The organism is Streptomyces sp. NBC_00513, assembly GCF_041431415.1.
Lineage (GTDB): Bacteria > Actinomycetota > Actinomycetes > Streptomycetales > Streptomycetaceae > Streptomyces.
The window spans coordinates 4,326,240-4,342,137 of record NZ_CP107845.1 but is presented as its reverse complement, the minus strand read 5'-3'; the positions used below and the strand labels follow the sequence as shown (position 1 = coordinate 4,342,137).

At 72.1% G+C, this 15,898-nt stretch carries 20 protein-coding genes; 4 read left to right on the top strand and 16 right to left on the bottom strand.

The window, feature by feature from the left end; translation table 11 throughout:
* Positions 1–16 precede the first annotated feature (16 nt).
* A complete protein-coding gene (locus OHA84_RS20080) occupies positions 17–607 on the bottom strand; it encodes a hypothetical protein (protein ID WP_266970424.1) in 591 nt (196 codons plus the stop codon).
* Between the two features lie 17 nt (positions 608–624).
* Positions 625–1,053 carry a helix-turn-helix domain-containing protein gene (locus tag OHA84_RS20075; RefSeq protein ID WP_266948901.1) on the bottom strand — a complete coding sequence of 143 codons (429 nt, stop codon included), beginning with the start codon at positions 1,051–1,053 and terminating at the stop codon, positions 625–627.
* Positions 1,054–1,233: 180 nt separating this feature from the next.
* Here OHA84_RS20075 and OHA84_RS20070 point away from each other — a divergent pair, with 180 nt between their 5' ends.
* On the top strand, positions 1,234–1,686 hold the full coding sequence (locus OHA84_RS20070) for a hypothetical protein (RefSeq protein WP_371591427.1): 453 nt from the start codon (positions 1,234–1,236) through the stop codon (positions 1,684–1,686).
* 60 nt (positions 1,687–1,746) lie between these two features.
* On the opposite strand, the gene sigJ is transcribed toward OHA84_RS20070, so the two are convergent.
* The 4 genes from sigJ to OHA84_RS20050 all read right to left on the bottom strand — a co-directional run bounded on the left by sigJ (position 1,747) and on the right by OHA84_RS20050 (position 5,563).
* Positions 1,747–2,631: an RNA polymerase sigma factor SigJ gene (gene sigJ / locus OHA84_RS20065; protein ID WP_266970429.1), complete on the bottom strand. Its 885-nt coding sequence runs from the start codon at positions 2,629–2,631 to the stop codon at positions 1,747–1,749.
* A 68-nt stretch (positions 2,632–2,699) separates the two neighbouring features.
* Positions 2,700–3,491, bottom strand: coding sequence for a putative protein N(5)-glutamine methyltransferase (locus OHA84_RS20060; protein ID WP_053680807.1), 792 nt, complete (start codon positions 3,489–3,491; stop codon positions 2,700–2,702).
* A 114-nt stretch (positions 3,492–3,605) separates the two neighbouring features.
* Positions 3,606–4,850 carry a GNAT family N-acetyltransferase gene (locus OHA84_RS20055; RefSeq protein WP_266948894.1) on the bottom strand — a complete coding sequence of 415 codons (1,245 nt, stop codon included), beginning with the start codon at positions 4,848–4,850 and terminating at the stop codon, positions 3,606–3,608.
* Between the two features lie 95 nt (positions 4,851–4,945).
* Positions 4,946–5,563 carry an AmfC protein gene (locus tag OHA84_RS20050; RefSeq protein WP_266948892.1) on the bottom strand — a complete coding sequence of 206 codons (618 nt, stop codon included), beginning with the start codon at positions 5,561–5,563 and terminating at the stop codon, positions 4,946–4,948.
* 132 nt (positions 5,564–5,695) lie between these two features.
* Between OHA84_RS20050 and dtd the strand changes: the two genes are divergently transcribed.
* Positions 5,696–6,121 (top strand): D-aminoacyl-tRNA deacylase, encoded by a 426-nt coding sequence (gene dtd, locus OHA84_RS20045; RefSeq protein WP_053680800.1) that lies wholly within the window; start codon positions 5,696–5,698, stop codon positions 6,119–6,121.
* A gap of 33 nt (positions 6,122–6,154) precedes the next feature.
* Here the strand turns inward: dtd and OHA84_RS20040 are convergent, their stop codons facing one another.
* The 10 genes from OHA84_RS20040 to OHA84_RS19995 form a co-directional block, all read right to left on the bottom strand.
* Positions 6,155–7,123, bottom strand: coding sequence for a folate-binding protein YgfZ (locus OHA84_RS20040; protein WP_266948889.1), 969 nt, complete (start codon positions 7,121–7,123; stop codon positions 6,155–6,157).
* Positions 7,124–7,178: 55 nt separating this feature from the next.
* A complete protein-coding gene (locus OHA84_RS20035; protein ID WP_053680797.1) occupies positions 7,179–7,646 on the bottom strand; it encodes a Fur family transcriptional regulator in 468 nt (155 codons plus the stop codon).
* A 79-nt stretch (positions 7,647–7,725) separates the two neighbouring features.
* Positions 7,726–8,298 carry an FABP family protein gene (locus tag OHA84_RS20030; protein WP_053680795.1) on the bottom strand — a complete coding sequence of 191 codons (573 nt, stop codon included), beginning with the start codon at positions 8,296–8,298 and terminating at the stop codon, positions 7,726–7,728.
* A gap of 327 nt (positions 8,299–8,625) precedes the next feature.
* A complete protein-coding gene (locus OHA84_RS20025; protein WP_053680860.1) occupies positions 8,626–8,889 on the bottom strand; it encodes a DUF3099 domain-containing protein in 264 nt (87 codons plus the stop codon).
* 184 nt (positions 8,890–9,073) lie between these two features.
* Positions 9,074–9,364, bottom strand: coding sequence for a DUF1416 domain-containing protein (locus OHA84_RS20020; RefSeq protein ID WP_053680793.1), 291 nt, complete (start codon positions 9,362–9,364; stop codon positions 9,074–9,076).
* Between the two features lie 78 nt (positions 9,365–9,442).
* A complete protein-coding gene (locus OHA84_RS20015) occupies positions 9,443–10,288 on the bottom strand; it encodes a sulfurtransferase (protein WP_053680791.1) in 846 nt (281 codons plus the stop codon).
* Between the two features lie 190 nt (positions 10,289–10,478).
* A complete protein-coding gene (locus OHA84_RS20010; protein ID WP_350206375.1) occupies positions 10,479–10,562 on the bottom strand; it encodes a putative leader peptide in 84 nt (27 codons plus the stop codon).
* Between the two features lie 161 nt (positions 10,563–10,723).
* Positions 10,724–11,440 (bottom strand): DUF2993 domain-containing protein, encoded by a 717-nt coding sequence (locus OHA84_RS20005; RefSeq protein WP_053680789.1) that lies wholly within the window; start codon positions 11,438–11,440, stop codon positions 10,724–10,726.
* Positions 11,441–11,520: 80 nt separating this feature from the next.
* Positions 11,521–13,227 carry a hypothetical protein gene (locus OHA84_RS20000; protein WP_266970436.1) on the bottom strand — a complete coding sequence of 569 codons (1,707 nt, stop codon included), beginning with the start codon at positions 13,225–13,227 and terminating at the stop codon, positions 11,521–11,523.
* Between the two features lie 10 nt (positions 13,228–13,237).
* Positions 13,238–13,492 (bottom strand): MoaD/ThiS family protein, encoded by a 255-nt coding sequence (locus OHA84_RS19995; RefSeq protein WP_053680787.1) that lies wholly within the window; start codon positions 13,490–13,492, stop codon positions 13,238–13,240.
* Positions 13,493–13,951: 459 nt separating this feature from the next.
* On the opposite strand from OHA84_RS19995, the gene OHA84_RS19990 reads away from it, so the two are divergent.
* On the top strand, positions 13,952–14,743 hold the full coding sequence (locus tag OHA84_RS19990; protein WP_266970438.1) for a response regulator transcription factor: 792 nt from the start codon (positions 13,952–13,954) through the stop codon (positions 14,741–14,743).
* A gap of 24 nt (positions 14,744–14,767) precedes the next feature.
* Entirely contained in the window at positions 14,768–15,790 is a 1,023-nt protein-coding gene (locus tag OHA84_RS19985; RefSeq protein WP_053680783.1) for a LacI family DNA-binding transcriptional regulator, read from the top strand.
* Positions 15,791–15,898: the final 108 nt, after the last annotated feature.

Below are 15,898 nucleotides of genomic sequence, written 5' to 3'. Positions count from 1 at the left end.
TCTGTCGCCGGTCGCGTCAGCTCTTGTCGCCGGTCGCGGCGACCGTCTTCTTCGCGGTGCTCTTGCGCGCCGTGGTCTTCCGGGCGGACGGCTTCTCCTCGGCGGAGGCGGAGGCGTCGGCGGAGGCGTCGGCGGCCACCGGCTCGGCGGCCGGCTCCGACTTCGCGGGCGCCGCCGGCTCCACGACCTCGGCGATGTCGACGATCTCGTCGGTCAGCTCGCCGCGCCAGGCGCGTACGGCCTGCTCGCCGTGCTCGGCGACCTTGTCGTACGTCTCCTTGGCGCGCACCGCGTACTCGGCGGCCACGCCCACACCGCGAAGGGCCAGGTCCTGGGCGGTCTCGCCCAGCTTCTTCGGGTCGATCGCCCCGAAGACCTCGGCGACCTTGGCGGTGACCGCCTCCTGCGCCCCCTTGGCCCTCTCCTGGACGACCTTCGGGTCGGTGTTCTTCACGGCCTCGATGCGTGCGGGGGCTTCGGCGCGCAGCTGCTCGATGAACCCGGGCACCTTCTTGGCCTGCTGCACCGCGAGGTCGGCGGTGCCGGCGGCGAAGTAGAGCGGGGTCGGGTCGGTGAGGGTCTTCTTCAGGTCATCGGCGATGGCCATGTGCTGGTCCTCCCGGATCACAGTCGGTTCGTATGGGGCGGCTCGTCGTCGGCATCGATCGCGGCGTCGACCGCGGCGTCGGCGTCGGCGGCTGCCGCGGCCGGCGCGTTCTCCTTGCGGAACGAGTCGTAGATCTGGAGCAGCACCTGCTTCTGCCGCTCGTTGAGGGACGGATCGGCGAGGATGACGGCCCGCGTCTCGACCTCGTCCCGATCCCGCTCGTCCAGGATTCCGGCCTGCACGTACAGCGTCTCCGCGGAGATCCGCAGCGCCTTGGCCAGTTGCTGGAGGATGTCCGCGCTCGGCTTGCGCAGCCCGCGCTCGATCTGGCTCAGGTACGGGTTCGACACCCCTGCGGCGTCGGCCAGTTGCCGCAGCGAAAGCTGGGCCTGTCGCCGTTGCTCACGGAGGTACTCGCCGAGGTTCCCGACGTTGAGCGATGCCATGCCCCGATCCTGCCGCACGTTGCTAACTATTGCAAGCAGACGCTTGCAATAACTCCCACTCCGTGAGGGACGACACCTGCCACTGCGGCTTCGCCTTCCCCGAAGAGCCCCGTACGACACTCGGCCGGGCTTCGGGGACGATCCGCCCGTAGGGTCGCGCGCATGTGGGTGGAAGGGGAAGTGGAACTGGACAGGATCAACCGGGCTGCGCTGAAGCACAATTACGGGTCCGCCGAGGACGTTCCCGCACTGCTCCGCCGATGCGCGGGTCCGGATCGGGACGACGCGGACGGCGCCTCGGACGAACTGCTCAATCTGCTCTTCCACCAGGGTGGCCGGGTCTGTTCCGCCGCCTCGGCCGCTCTGCCCTTCGTACTCCGTCTGGCTGCGACACCGCGGGTTCCGAGCCGCCGCGCGATGCTGGAACTCGTGGCGATGCAGGCGGCGGAAGCCGGTCGCGTCGATGCCCGGTTCCTCGATCCCGGCTGGTCTGCGGCGTGGACACAGGCCCTGCCCGAGTTTCCGGGCCCGCTGGACGATCCCGAGCCGGAGATCCGACGGGCCGCGGCCGACGTACTCGGTGTCTGCGACAGCCCCGGCGAGCTGCTCGGCGCCTGCGGCCTGTCCGCGTGAGGTGCGCCGCGCCCCGGCCGGGGCGCGTCCGCGCGCATGCCCCGGCCGGGGACCCGTGACTCAGAGGTCGAGGGCGCTCAGGTCGAGCTCCTTCAGGCGTTCCGGGTCGGCCAGGACGTCGATGGCGACGATCCTGCCTCCGACGACCGTGAAGGCCATCACCGACAGGCGGCGGCCGTCCATCACGACCATGACGCCGGCGGTCCCGTTGATCAGCGCGGGGCGGGCGAACGGCGAGAGGGAACCGAAGGTGATCGCCTGCGAGGCCACCGTGCGGGCGCCGTTGAACACCAGCGTGTGGCGGGCGCGCGTCACGCCGCCGTCGGAGCGCAGGACCACGTCGGGGTCGAGCACCGAGACGAGCGCCTCGAAGTCGCCGTCCCGCGCCGCGGCGAAGAAGGCGCCGACCACCTGGCGCTGGAGTGCGAGGTCCGGGTCGGGGGCCGGGGCCCTGCCGCGCACCCGGCGGCGGGCCCGACTCGCGAGCTGCCGGGTCGCGGCCGGGGTCTTCTCGATCATCGGGGCGATCTCGTCGAAGGGCACCGCGAACATGTCGTGCAGGACGAACGCGAGCCGCTCGGCCGGCGCCAGCGATTCGAGGACGACCAGCAGCGCCAGGCCCAGGGAGTCCGCCAACAGGGCCTGCTGTTCCGGGTGGAGACCGTCCTCGCCGCTGATGACCGGGTCGGGTGTCCGGGACTCCAACGGATCCTCGCGGCGGGTCGCCCGGGAACGCAGCATGTTCAGGCACACCCGGCCGACAACCGTGGTCAGCCAGGCCGCCATGTTCTCGATGGCGTCCGCGTCCGTGCCGTCCAGACGCAACCAGGCCTCCTGGACCGCGTCGTCGGCCTCACTGACCGAGCCGAGCATCCGGTAGGCCACCGCCCTCAGCCTCGGCCTGTGCTCCTCGAACCGATCCGCCCGCCATGCCCCGTGGTCCACCGCGCGTCCCCTCCCCCATGTGGTCCGGCCCGCACCCGTCCGTCGACTCCCCTGGAACGGTGGGCCGTTCAGGCGCCCGGCCGGGCGCCGATCACCACGTTCGCATACAGCTCCCGCGAGCCGACCGCCCGTACCGTGAGGCCGCCCGCGGCCAGTGCCGACGCCGTCACCGGGGACTGCCGGGCGCTCGTCTCGATCAGCAGGTGCCCGCCGGGCGCCAGCCAGTGCAGCGCCCCGGCCGCGACCCGGCGGTGGACGTCCAGACCGTCGGCGCCGCCGTCCAGGGTGGTCAGCGGTTCGTGTTCGCGGGCCTCCGGCGGCAGGAAGCCGATCTCCTCCGTGGGCACGTAGGGGGCGTTGACCACCAGGACGTCCACCCGCCCCGTGAGGTCCCCGGGCAGCGCCGCGTACAGGTCGCCCCGGTGGACGGTCCCGCCGTACGGGGCCACGTTCCGGCGGGCGTAGCCGACGGCCACCTCGTCGATGTCCGACGCGTGCAGCTCGACGCCCGGGACCTGCGAGGCCACCGCCGCGCCCAGCGCGCCCACTCCGCAGCACAGGTCGACGACCACCGCGCCGGGCCGGGCCAGCGCCACGGCCTCCCGCGCGAGGAACTCGCTGCGCCGGCGCGGTACGAACACCCCCTCGCCCACCTCCATGCGCAGGCCGCAGAAGCCCGCCCAGCCCACCACCAGCTCCAGGGGCTCGCCGGCGACCCGGCGTGCCAGCATGCCCGCCAGGTGTCCGTCGTCCCGCGCGGCGGCCGTCAGCAGGTCCGCCTCCTCCTCCGCGAAGACACAGCCGGCCGCGCGCAGGCGTTCCACGAGTGTTGCCACGTACCTCAGTCCTCGGTTTCCCATCCGTGACGTCCAGGGTCTCCAGTCGCGCCGGATCCGCCAGGATGTCGATCGCGACGATACGTCCGCCGCGCACCGTGAACTCCATGTCCTTGACGGGGTACGGGGACGAGCCGGTCAGAACACGTCCGGGCACCACGGCCGGCGAGCCGTGCGAAAGGCCGCGTCGGCGAGCGCCAGCGCCCCCGGCCGCTCCTGCGTGACCTGCCCCAGCGCGGCCAACCGGACCGCCGACTCGTCGCCGAGGTACAGGGACCCCAGCGCGGACACGTCGAGGCGCAGGTCGGCGGGCTCCTCCGTACGGGCGCAGTCGCCGGTGCCCGTGTCCAGCCGGTAGCGCCCGTCGGCCAGGCCCTCCGCGTCGGTCACCTCCAGGACGAGGACCCCCGGCACGGCGTACGTCCGCGCGCTCAGCGCCCGTACGACGTCGAGCACCCGCACCCACAGGAAGTCGGCGGCGGTCACCAGGCGTGCGGCCCGCGGATCGGGCAGCAGCAGCGGGGCGAGGTCGTCGGGGGCCCGGTATCCGGTGCGGACCTTCTGCACCCAGTCGATGGAGCACAGGAAGTGCCACAGGGCCCGCTGCGCGTCGACGGTGACCGCGATCAGGTCCTTGACCTGCACGGTGTTCTGCGGGAGCTTCGCGTCGCTCCACTGGTCGTCGGCCCGGTAGACGGCGATCCCGGCGGGTTCGCCGTCGGCCGTGCGGTGGACGGCGTGGAACGACTCCTTGTAGGGGCGGTGGGACATCTGCTCCGTGCCGGACGCCAGGTTCCACCAGCGCTCGTCGCGGTCGACGGTGCCGTGCGCGTGCGCGCGCAGCCGCTCGTGGAGGGCGGCGCCGATCCGGCGGGCCTCGGCCGCGTCCACCAGGTCGATCCGCCCGCCGTCCCCGGGCCCGGACCAGCGCGGGTCCAGGCCGGTGCGGGCCACCTCGATCTCCCACTCGGCGATCGAGGTGGCGGGCCCGTAGCCGTACCGGCCGTAGATCGGGTACTCGGCGGCGATCAGCGTGGACAGCACTTCGCCGCGGTCCTTCGCGGCCGTCAGGTCGGCGCGCATCATCCGCGTCAGCAGGCCCCGGCGGCGGTGCGTGGGCGACACGGTGACGTTGGAAACGGCGTCGGCGACGACGACGGCCCCGCCGGGAACGGTCAGCTCCTGCGCGAAGGACCGGAAGGTGGCGACGCAGCGGCCGGTCTCGGAGGCGAAGGCGCCCCGGATGCGGGCCAGGTCGCCGTACTCGGCCCGTTGGGCGACGTCGGAATCGGTGACGGGGGCGGTGGTGAGGAAGCCGGTGTTGAGGGCTCGGAGCCAGTCGGGGAGTTCGGAGGCGGCGATCGGCCGGACATCGGTGGTCATGGCCGGCCACGCTAACCGCCGCGCCGCGAGCACGTCGCCTGAATTTCCGCCGCCCCGAAGCGGCCCGCTCACCGCCGGCCCCGGCGCCCCCGCGGCTACGCCAGCAGGTCGTCCACCTGTGCCTCGCCCTCCCGGTACCGGCGGGTGATCTCCGCGCCGGCCTCGTCGGCGGTGCGCTGCAACCGTTGCCGGCGCCGGGAGACCTGCTGCTCGTAGCGCACCAAGCGGCCCATCGCCTCGTGCAGTTCGCCGTCCGTGCGGGCGCCCAGGTCCGAAAGCTCCACGTCGCAGAGCATCTCCGCCTCCAGCAGCCGGAACTCCTCGCTGTGCGGGGCGGCGAGCGTGACGTGCCGGGCCGAGGCGCTGCGGCTGGACGGGGCGTCGGCGAGGATCTCCGAGAGCCGGTCCACCACCGGCGTCTCGGGGTTCGCGCGCCGGGCCGCCTCGGGGTCGCAGCGGCGGGCGAGTTCGGCGCGCAGGATGTCGATGCGGCCGTGCAGGAGTCTGCGTACGTAGCTGAGATCGGCCTCGTCGCGCTGCGCGTCCCGGCGCAGGGCACGCAGTTCGGGCAGCCCGAGGGCGGTGGCGGGGGTGGTCGGCCCCTGCGACTCGCCGGTGCGCTGCGCGGGAGGTCTCACCGTCGCCGCCGCGACGTCGGCGGCCGTCGCCGCCGCCGAAGCGGGCGCAGGTACGGAGGTACCAGAAAGATTCATGTGAACGTGTCCGTCCCCTCGACCGGTGCCGGAGGCACCGCCTGCGTGCATCGTGCCACTGTCCGTGGTGTGGATGCAGTCCCACTGCACCCGATCGGCCCCGGACGGGTGCACGCCTGATACACAGGTGGTATGCGAGCAGTGGTGCAGAGGGTGGACGGCGCGAGCGTCGTGGTGGCCGGCGAGACCGTCGGGGAGATCGTCGGCGAGGGACTGTGCGTCCTGGTCGGGGTCACCCACGACGACACGCCGGAGAAGGCGGAGCTGCTGGCCCGCAAGCTGTGGTCGGTGCGGATCCTGGAGGCGGAGAAGTCCTGCAGCGACGTGAACGCCCCGCTGCTGGTGATCTCCCAGTTCACGCTCTACGGCGACGCGCGCAAGGGCCGCCGCCCCACCTGGAACGCGGCGGCGCCCGGCCCGGTGGCCGAGCCGCTGGTCGACGAGGTCGTGGCGCGGCTGCGGGCGCTGGGCGCGACGGTGGAGACGGGCCGGTTCGGGGCGGACATGCGCGTCTCGCTGACCAACCACGGCCCGTTCACCATCGTCATCGACGTGTAGGGCTCGCCGTGACGGCGCCCCCACGTGGGCCCGTCAGGGCGCGACGACGACCTCCTGCGCGGCGGCCGTCTTGCCGACGAGCAGCGGCGCGTCCGGCGGAACGTTCCGCTTGACCAGCGCCAACGCGATCGGCCCCAGCTCGTGGTGGCGGACGGCCGTGGTCACGAAGCCCAGCTGCCGGCCCTCCTCGCCGTCGGCGGCGAGCCGTACGGGCGTGCCGTGCGCCGGGAGCAGCACCTCGGAGCCGTCCAGGTGCAGGAACACCAGCCGGCGCGGGGGCTTCCCCAGGTTGTGGACGCGGGCGACGGTCTCCTGCCCCCGGTAGCAGCCCTTCTGGAGGTGGACGGCGGTGCCGATCCAACCGAGCTCGTGCGGGATGGTGCGGTGGTCGGTCTCCAGGCCCAGACGCGGCCGGTGCGACTCCACGCGCAGGGCCTCGTACGCCAGGAGACCCGCGGCGGGACCGTGCGCGGCGGCGAACGCCTCCAGGTCCTCGCGGGGCACGAAGACGTCCCGGCCGTGCGCGGTCTCGCGGACGGCGAGTTCCTTCGCGACCTCGGCGATCGAGCCGGCCGGCAGGTGGACGACGGCGAACTCGGCCGTGCGGTCGGCGACTTCGACGCGGTAGAAGAACTTCATGGACTCCAGGTAGGCGATCAGCGCCTCCTGGGTGTCGGGCTCGACGTGCGCCCAGACCGTCTCGCCGTCGTCGACGAGGTACAGGGCGTGCTCGATGTGCCCGTTGGCGGAGAGGATCAGCGCCTCGGTGGCCTGTCCGGGCGGCAGGTCGGTCACGTGTTGGGTGAGCAGCAGGTGCAGCCAGCTCAGCCGGTCCGTGCCGGTGACGGTCACGACCCCGCGGTGGGAGAGGTCCACGAACCCCCGGCCGTCCGCGAGTGCGCGTTGTTCGCCGTACAGCTCTCCGTAGTGGGCGGCGACGCCCTCGTCGCGGCCTTCGGCCGGTACGGCGCCGGGGAGATGGAGCAAGGGGCTGCTGGTCATGTCACCAGCGTACGACCCCGGACCCGACGATCCCACGGGGTGTCGTGCGGCGGTGCTACGTCTCGGCGGCGCGGTGCTTGGCGGCGTCCTTCGCGCAGAGCCCGAAGATCGCGAAGTGCTTCATGTCGGTCTCGAAGCCGAAGGTGGAGCGGAGCTTCGCGGTGAACTCGGCGGCCACGTCCAGATCGGCCTCGATCACCTCGGCGCAGTCGCGGCACACCAGGTGGATGTGGTGGTGCCGGTCGGCGAGGTGGTAGGTGGGGGCGCCGTGTCCGAGGTGGGCGTGCGAGACCAGTTTGAGCTCCTCCAGGAGCTCCAGCGTGCGGTAGACGGTGGAGATGTTGACCCCGGAGGCCGTCTTGCGGACCTCGACGAGGATCTCGTCGGGGGTCGCGTGCTCCAGTGCGTCGACCGCTTCGAGCACGAGTTGGCGCTGCGGGGTCAGCCGGTATCCGCGCTGCCGCAGGTCGCTCTTCCAGTCGAGTCCGCCGTCGGCGGTCCCGGTGCCCTCGGTGCTCACCACCCGGCCAGTGTAAGCGCGCGAAAGGGACCGCGGGCGGTCCCGGGGTCCCCTTCTCGCACAGGCTGTGGAAAACGGCCGATCAGCGGAAGAACGCGATGCCGTCGTCCGGCATGTCCGGCAGGTTGCGCGCCATGTCGGCGATCTCCTCCGGGGTGACGACCTTCTTGAGCTGGGCCGACATGTAGGGGCGCAGCTCGACGTCGGGCGTGGCCTTCTCGCCGACCCACATCAGGTCGCTCTTGACGTAGCCGTACAGCCGCTTGCCGCCGCTGTACGGGCCGGAGGCCGCCGTGCGGGCCACCGCGTCGGTGACGACGTCGATCTGCGGCTTCTGGTCGGCGAGGTCGCCGTACCAGACCTCGACGACGCCCTGGTCACGGACCATGACGATCTCGACCTTGCGGTCCTTGTCGATGCGCCAGTAGCCGGACTCGGATTCGAGCGGCCGCACCTTGTTGCCCTCGGAGTCGAGCACCCAGGTGTGGGAGGCGTACTCCAGGAAGTCCCGGCCGTCGTGGCTGAAGACGACTTCCTGGCCGAAGTTGCACTTCTCCTCGCCGGGGAAGTCGAAGACTCCCGCGCCCTCCCAGTTGCCGAGGAGGAAGGCGAGCGGGACGAGGCCCGGGTTCAGGTCGGACGGGATCTGGATCATGTGTGGCTGCTCAGGCGATCTGTGGGAGGGATCCGGGAGGGACGGCTGCCGATCAGGGGGTCAGCGCTGGCCCTGGTACAGCTTCTTCACGGCGAGGGCGGTGAAGGCGAGCACGCCGACGCAGACCAGGACCAGCAGGGCGGAGAAGAAAGTCTCAAGCACGGGAGGTGCTCCTCGAAGGTTGCGTTCGGGGGGTCCCCCCGGGACGGAGTCCCCGGAGGTACGGGGCCGGTCCCCAAGCCTACTGGCCCGGGACCCGGCGCACTCTGCGAGGTGGGCCGTACCGGTGGCGGGCCGGGCGTCCGGCCCCGCGTCCGGCGGGGCGCGTCATTCGTCGCGGCGGTGCTTGCCGTCCAGTTCGTCCCACCACTCGTCCGACTTCTTGTCGCCCGAGGGGTCGTCCCACCAGCGGTCGTCCGGGCCGCGCCGGTTCGCGATCATCGCGGCGACCGGCGGGATGACCATGGCGACGACGCACATCGCCACGGCGGCCGGCACGGAGAAGAGCCGTACGAAGGACCAGGCCGAGACGAAGAGGAAAAGGCAGCCGCCCATCATGAGGAAGTAGGCGCGGCGCCGCCGGGCGTACATGCCTCCAGCGTAGGTCCGGGACCGGCCGCCGCGCAGGATCCGGGACGGGCCCCCGCGCAGGCCCCGTGCACGAGCCGGGACGGGCGCTCGTGCACGGGCCGGGACGGCACGAAGGGCCGCACCCCGTTCCAGTGGCGTCCAACCCCCTGGGGTGCGGCCCTCCGGCCGTTCTCGTGTGGAGCGATCAGACGGCGATGGCCACGTCCGTCACGCCGCCGGCGTCCGCGACGACGACGGCCCGGTCCGCCTGGCCGCCCGGGACGAGTGCCCGCAGCGTCCAGGAGCCGGTGGCCGCGTAGAAGCGGAACTGGCCGGTCGCGGAGGTCGGGACCTCCGCGGTGAACTCGCCGGTCGAGTCCAGCAGCCGCACGTAACCGACGACGGGCTCGCCGTCCTTGGTCACCTGGCCCTGGATGGCGGTCTCACCGGGCTTGAGGGTGGCGAGGTCGGGCCCGCCGGTCTTTGCTCCACACATGTCTCTGTCCTGTCCTGGAGGGGTCTGCGTACGTACTGCGGGCGGCGCGGCCCCGCGGGCCCGCAGGGGCTGCTCGGGTTACTTGGCGGCGCCGAGCTCGATCGGCACGCCGACGAGCGAGCCGTACTCGGTCCACGAACCGTCGTAGTTCTTGACGTTCTCCTGGCCCAGGAGCTCGTGCAGCACGAACCACGTGAGCGCGGAGCGCTCGCCGATGCGGCAGTAGGCGATGGTGTCCTTCGCCAGATCGACCTGCTCGGCCTCGTAGAGGGCGGTCAGCTCGTCGTCGGACTTGAAGGTGCCGTCGTCGTTGGCGTTCTTCGACCACGGGATGTTGCGGGCGCTCGGCACGTGGCCGGGGCGCTGCGACTGCTCCTGCGGAAGGTGCGCCGGTGCGAGCAGCTTGCCGGAGAACTCGTCGGGCGAGCGGACGTCGACCAGGTTCAGGGAGCCGATCGCGGCGACGACGTCGTCACGGAAGGCGCGGATGGACTTGTCCTGGGCCTTGGCCTTGTACTGGGTGGCCGGGCGGTTCGGGACGTCCTTGCCGTCGACCAGGTCGCGGGAGTCGAGCTCCCACTTCTTGCGGCCGCCGTCGAGGAGCTTGACGTCCTGGTGGCCGTAGAGCTTGAAGTACCAGTAGGCGTAGGACGCGAACCAGTTGTTGTTGCCGCCGTAGAGGACGACGGTGTCGTCGTTGGAGATGCCCTTGGCGGAGAGGAGCTTCTCGAAGCCCTCCTGGTCCACGAAGTCACGGCGGACCGGGTCCTGGAGGTCGGTCTTCCAGTCGATCCGGACGGCGTTGGTGATGTGGTTCTTGTCGTAGGCGGACGTGTCCTCGTCCACCTCGACGATGACGACGTCGGCGTCGTTCAGGTGGGCCTCGACCCAGTCGGCGTCTACGAGGACGTCGCTGCGGCTCATGGTGTTCTCCTCCGGGGCAGTGTGCGGCGGGGTGGTGCTGGTGCTGCTGCGGGATGGTGCTGCGGGTGCGCGCCGCGGACGGATCGGCCTCGCGGTACCCGGGCGGGGAGGCGTCGGGCGGGCGGAAGGCGGGGTGCGGTCACGCGGGGAAGGCCAGTCGTCCGGCCGGTGGAGCGGATGCGCTCACACGTCACATGGATCGACAGAGCATGGCGGCGACGCGACACAGGTCTACTGCCCGCCGCTTCGTGAGGTCCGCCTGCTGATGCTTCATAGTCATGGATCGTAGGGACGAATCGACCGCCCTGTCACCGGTGTGTCATATGTCGAGACAGGATCGTCCGAATGATGGACGAGAAAGCCCCGGCAGGCCGCTCGGGCGGCCTCCGGGGCTCTTCGCGCGACCCACCCTTCTGAGGGGCGGACCGCACCGTCTCACGATCCGGCCAGCGACACGTTCGTGCCGGTCAGCGCCAGATGCACGCCCGCCTCGTCCGACGTCAGGGTGGTGAGCTTCAGTCCGGCCGGCAGACCGGCGTCGAGCCGGCGGTCGAAGTCGGTCTTCTTGCGGACGACCTTCTCGATCCCCGGGATCCCCTCGCCCGGAACCTCCTCGGCGCGCACCCGGACGATCTTGCCGCCCGGGGAGTCCTTCGCGTCCTCCAGCGTGACGGTCGAGATCACGCTGCGGGTGAACTTCCGGCCGAGGAAGTCCACCGTCGCGCTGACCTTCACCTTGCCCGGCTGTCCGCCGTAGGAGACGGTCACCCCGGTCTCCGAGGCCGCGGTCAGGTCCGCGTACGAGACCAGGGCCTTGCCCTCGGCCCTGCCGGCCGTGCCGCCGCTGTAGTCGCTGTTCAACTTCACGTCGTGGAAGGCGGCTTCGATCCGCGTCAGCCGTGCCTTGCGGCCTTCGGCGGAGGCGTCCACGCCCGTGAGCACCAGATCCACCTGCTCCAGCCGGTGGTCCAACGCCTGGGTCAGGAACGGGAAGCCGTGGATGTCCACCTTCACGTCACCCGACAACCCCTGCCGGGACTGGATCTTGTCGGCCAGCTGGTTCTCGGCGTAATCGACCGCCCAGCGGTCGGCGCCCACGAACAGGGCCCCCAGGATCACTCCGATGATGACGATGGCCCGCAGAAAACGCACGTGCCCCTCCCCCAATAGATCAGTACGTGCGCTCTAGTTGACCACGCCTGGAAAGGGAGGGGTCGAACGTGCGGCCGACGTCAGCCCACCACCCGGCCCATCAGGTAGACGGCGGGAGCCGCCGCCGCCAGCGGCAACGCGACACCGGCCGTCATGTGGACGAACTTCGACGGGTAGTCGTACGCGGCCACCCGCAGGCCGACCAGGGCGCACACCCCGGCGGCCAGACCGAGCAGCGCCCCGCCGGTCCCGATGCCCGTCATCGTGCCGACCGCGATGCCCGCACCCGCCGCGGCGGCCAGCGAGACCGCCACGGACGCCGGCGCGGGCAGCGGCAGGGCCCGGGCGAAGACGGCGACCGCCACGGCGGCCCCTCCCACGCTGACGGCCTCGGAGCCGGCCGCCAGGTACCCGGCGCAGACGATGGCGAGGGCGGCGGAGGCCACCGAGGCCATGAGTCCGTACATCCGCTCGTCGGGGTCCGCGTGACTGCGGAGCTGGAGCACCAGCGTGAGCAGCACCCAGGCACCGAGGGTGCCGATGATCGCGCCGGGCCCGTTCACGTCGTCCACGGCGAGCACGGCGGCGTCCGCGACCACGGCGCCGAGGAAGGCGAGGGCGATGCCCTGACGGGCGGGCCACATGCCGTTGAGGCGGAACCAGCCGGCCGCGGTGAGGCCCTGGAGGGCGATCAGCGGCACGAGCAGCGCGAGGTCGCCGAACGCGGCGGCCGCGGCCAGCAGCAGTCCGAGGGCGGCGGTCAGTATCGCCGACTGCGGACCGGGGTCGATGATCGGCGACCGACCCTCGGCGCGGGCCTGCGCCGGGTCGACGGCGCGGAGCGTGTTGCCCGCGAGCGTCGGCGGGGAGTACTCGGACCGCGTACCGGGGTCGGCGTCGGGGTCCGGGGAACCCCGTGCGGGCTCCGGGGCGGCCGTCACCGGCGGCAGATAGGCGGTGGCCTCCACGGCCGGCTCCGCGGTCTGCGGCGGCAGGTACGCCGTCTCCTCGGCCCAGCCGGCCGCGGCGGGCGGGGCGGCGGGGGCTTGGGCGGGGGCGGGGGCTTGGGCCGCCGGGGCCTCCTCGCGGAACCACCCCTCGGGCGCCACGGGCTGCCCGTACGACGCCTGCTGCGGCTGCTGCGCCTGGAACTGCCGGGGCTGGAACTGCTGCCCCTGCGACTGCTGGGGCTGCTGGGGCTGGAACTGCTGTCCCTGCGACTGCTGGGGCTGCTGCGACTGCTGGGGCTCCTGGTACGGAGGCAGGTACGCGGTCTCGGCCCACTCCTGGGCGGGCGCCGCCTGCGCCTCCTCGCGGAACCAGGCCTCCGGCGCCACGGGCTGCCCGTACGACGCCTGCTGCGGCTGCTGCTGGGGCTGGAACTGCCCTTGCGACTGCTGGGGCTGCTGCGACTGCTGGGGCTGGAACTGCTGCCCCGGCTGCTGCTGCTGCTGGAACTGCTGTCCCTGCTGCTGCGGCTGCCCCGGCTGCGGCTGCCCGGAGTCCTGGTACGGCTCCCGGTACGGCGGCGGGTACGCCGTCTCGGCCCACTCCTGGGCGGGCGCCGCCTGCGCCTCCTCGCGGAACCAGGCCTCGGGCGCCGCGGGCTGCGCCGGCTGCTGCCCGCTCCGGCCCGGGACCCCGCCGAGCTGCGGCTGCATCGGCTGGTAGCCGGTGTCCCAGGTGTCGGCCTGCCAGGTCTGCGTCCCGTACGGATCGTACGGATCGTGCTGTTGCTGCTCCTGCTCTTGCTGCTGCCTGCGCTGTTGCTCTTCGGGGGTACTCATGGGCTCCCGCTCACCCGCCCGCGAACGGCGGAAGCACCTCGACGGTGCCGCCTTCCGTGAGCAGGACGGCATCGTGCGGGCGCTTGCCCACAGGTTCTTCGTTCACGAGGAAGGAGCAGCGCAGCAGGACCCGGGTCAGTTCTCCCGGGTGGCGTTCGCGCACGGCGTCGAGCGCCTCGCCCAGTGTCCGCGCCGCGTACGGCTCCTCCGCCGTCCCGGCGGCGGCCTTGGCCGCCGCCCAGTAGCGGATGGTTCCGGTTGCCACAGCTGCTCCCCTCGTCGGCTCTCTGTTCGTCGGCATCCATGATGACCCCTCCGAACACCCACCCCCGTGTGCCTCCGCGCGCCCCGAGTGCGCCCGCGTGCGGCGACCAGAGGCCGCCGATCAGACGAAACCGGGGCATACCCTGGTGACGGGCGTGGCAGGAACCACAGAAGGGGTTCGCCGGAGCCTCTGCCCCGGAAGGGCCGGTGGGCTATTCTGGCGGCGTAGAGGATCCGGGCAACGTTGCCCCCGGGTCCTTTTGTGCTTTCAGCGCGTTGAACGGACCGAGAAGAGTGCGTCACCCCGGACCCCAGGGCGCGGGGACCGGGGGCGCGAGGCAAGTCGTACGAAGCAGTGCCGCGAAAGTCCTCGACGGGACCGAGGAGGAACCGACGTGATGGACCAGCGATCCGTGCACACGCACGTGCACAAACGCCCGACCCGGGCAGGTGGTCGGGCATGAGCTCTCTCCTGCTGCTGACCAACGCCCTGCAGCCGTCGACCGAGGTGCTGCCCGCCCTCGGCCTGCTGCTGCACAACGTACGGGTGGCGCCCGCCGAGGGACCGGCCCTCGTGGACACCCCCGGAGCCGATGTCATCCTCATCGACGGGCGCCGCGACCTCCCGCAGGTGCGGTCGCTGTGCCAGCTGCTCCGCTCGACGGGCCCCGGCTGTCCGCTCGTCCTCGTCGTCACGGAGGGCGGTCTGGCCGCCGTCACGGCCGACTGGGGCATCGACGACGTCCTCCTCGACACCGCCGGGCCCGCCGAGGTGGAGGCGCGCCTGCGGCTCGCCACCGGCCGGCAGCAGATGGGCTCCGACGACTCCCCGATGGAGATCCGCAACGGCGATCTGTCGGTCGACGAGGCCACCTATTCGGCGAAGCTGAAGGGCCGGGTCCTGGACCTGACCTTCAAGGAGTTCGAGCTGCTCAAATACCTCGCGCAGCACCCGGGACGGGTCTTCACCCGCGCCCAGCTGCTCCAGGAGGTCTGGGGATACGACTACTTCGGCGGCACCCGGACGGTCGACGTCCACGTGCGTCGGCTGCGGGCCAAGCTCGGCCCCGAGCACGAGTCGCTGATCGGGACCGTGCGCAACGTCGGCTACCGCTTCGTCACGCCCGAGAAGGTCGAGCGGGCGGCGGCGGAAGCGGCGGCCCAGGCCACCGCGAAGGCGGCTGCGGCCCTCCCCCGTCCGGAGGAGACCCCGGTGCAGATCGAGTCTGCGGGACGGCCTGCCCAGAGGTAGGTCACCCCGCGTAGACTGCCGCGCGTGGCCAAGGTGACGCGGGATGACGTGGCGCGACTTGCGGGTACCTCTACCGCCGTCGTGAGCTATGTCATCAACAACGGACCCAGGCCGGTTGCCCCGGCCACGCGCGAGCGTGTACTCGCCGCGATCAAGGAGCTGGGCTACCGGCCCGACCGGGTCGCGCAGGCCATGGCGTCCCGGCGCACCGACCTCATAGGCATGATCGTCCCGGACGCCCGGCAGCCGTTCTTCGCGGAGATGGCGCACGCGGTCGAACAGGCCGCCGCCGAGCGCGGGAAGATGGTCCTGGTCGGCAACTCCGACTACCGCGACGAGCGCGAGGTCCACTACCTGCGGGCCTTCCTCGGCATGCGGGTCTCCGGGCTGATCCTGGTCAGCCAGGGCATGAGCGAGCGCGCCGCCTCGGAGATCGAGGCGTGGGACGCGCGGATCGTGCTGCTGCACGAGCGTCCCGAGGCCATCGACGACGTCGCGGTGATCACCGACGACATCGGCGGCGCGCAGCTCGCCACCCGGCACCTGTTGGAGCACGGGCACCCGTACGTGGCCTGCATCGGCGGCGTCGAGAACACCCCGTCGGTCGGCGACCCGGTCGCGGACCACGTCGAGGGCTGGCGGCGGGCCATGCTGGAGGCCGGGCGCTCGGTGGAGGGGCGGCTCTTCGAGGCCCCGTACAACCGCTACGACGCGTACACCGTCGCCCTGGAGGTCCTGTCGGGGCCGAACCGGCCCCCGGCGATCTTCTGCGCCACCGACGACCAGGCCATCGGTGTGCTGCGGGCGGCGCGGGAGCTGCGCATCGACGTACCGGGCGAACTGGCCGTGGCCGGCTTCGACGACGTCAAGGAAGCGGCGCTGACGGACCCGCCGCTGACCACCATCGCCTCCGACCGCACGGCGATGGCGCGCGCGGCGGTGGACCTCGTGCTGGACGACGCCCTGCGGGTGGCGGGCTCGCGCCGGGAACGGCTCAAGCAGTTCCCGTCGGCGCTCGTGATCCGACGGTCCTGCGGCTGCCACTAGGACCTCTCCGTCGGTCGGGCTCGGGCATCCCCGAGCCCGATCCCGACCCCTGTCCTTATATCGGGCATACGCGGTTCTGTCGGGCTTCTCAGCCGGGACTCAGGAAGC

What these genes read in the sequence shown, in the direction of transcription:
- OHA84_RS20080 (WP_266970424.1), bottom strand. Translation starts at nt 607, where the DNA reads ATGGCCATCGCCGATGACCTGAAGAAGACCCTCACCGACCCGACCCCG.
- OHA84_RS20050 (WP_266948892.1), bottom strand. Translation starts at nt 5,563, where the DNA reads ATGAATCTTTCTGGTACCTCCGTACCTGCGCCCGCTTCGGCGGCGGCG.
- OHA84_RS20020 (WP_053680793.1), bottom strand. Translation starts at nt 9,364, where the DNA reads ATGTGTGGAGCAAAGACCGGCGGGCCCGACCTCGCCACCCTCAAGCCC.
- OHA84_RS19990 (WP_266970438.1), top strand. Translation starts at nt 13,952, where the DNA reads ATGAGCTCTCTCCTGCTGCTGACCAACGCCCTGCAGCCGTCGACCGAG.
- dtd (WP_053680800.1), top strand. Translation starts at nt 5,696, where the DNA reads ATGCGAGCAGTGGTGCAGAGGGTGGACGGCGCGAGCGTCGTGGTGGCC.
- OHA84_RS20040 (WP_266948889.1), bottom strand. Translation starts at nt 7,123, where the DNA reads ATGACCAGCAGCCCCTTGCTCCATCTCCCCGGCGCCGTACCGGCCGAA.
- OHA84_RS20000 (WP_266970436.1), bottom strand. Translation starts at nt 13,227, where the DNA reads ATGAGTACCCCCGAAGAGCAACAGCGCAGGCAGCAGCAAGAGCAGGAG.
- OHA84_RS20010 (WP_350206375.1), bottom strand. Translation starts at nt 10,562, where the DNA reads ATGAAGCATCAGCAGGCGGACCTCACGAAGCGGCGGGCAGTAGACCTG.
- OHA84_RS20060 (WP_053680807.1), bottom strand. Translation starts at nt 3,491, where the DNA reads ATGGGAAACCGAGGACTGAGGTACGTGGCAACACTCGTGGAACGCCTG.
- OHA84_RS20055 (WP_266948894.1), bottom strand. Translation starts at nt 4,850, where the DNA reads ATGACCACCGATGTCCGGCCGATCGCCGCCTCCGAACTCCCCGACTGG.
- OHA84_RS20025 (WP_053680860.1), bottom strand. Translation starts at nt 8,889, where the DNA reads ATGTACGCCCGGCGGCGCCGCGCCTACTTCCTCATGATGGGCGGCTGC.
- OHA84_RS20030 (WP_053680795.1), bottom strand. Translation starts at nt 8,298, where the DNA reads ATGATCCAGATCCCGTCCGACCTGAACCCGGGCCTCGTCCCGCTCGCC.
- OHA84_RS20075 (WP_266948901.1), bottom strand. Translation starts at nt 1,053, where the DNA reads ATGGCATCGCTCAACGTCGGGAACCTCGGCGAGTACCTCCGTGAGCAA.
- OHA84_RS20015 (WP_053680791.1), bottom strand. Translation starts at nt 10,288, where the DNA reads ATGAGCCGCAGCGACGTCCTCGTAGACGCCGACTGGGTCGAGGCCCAC.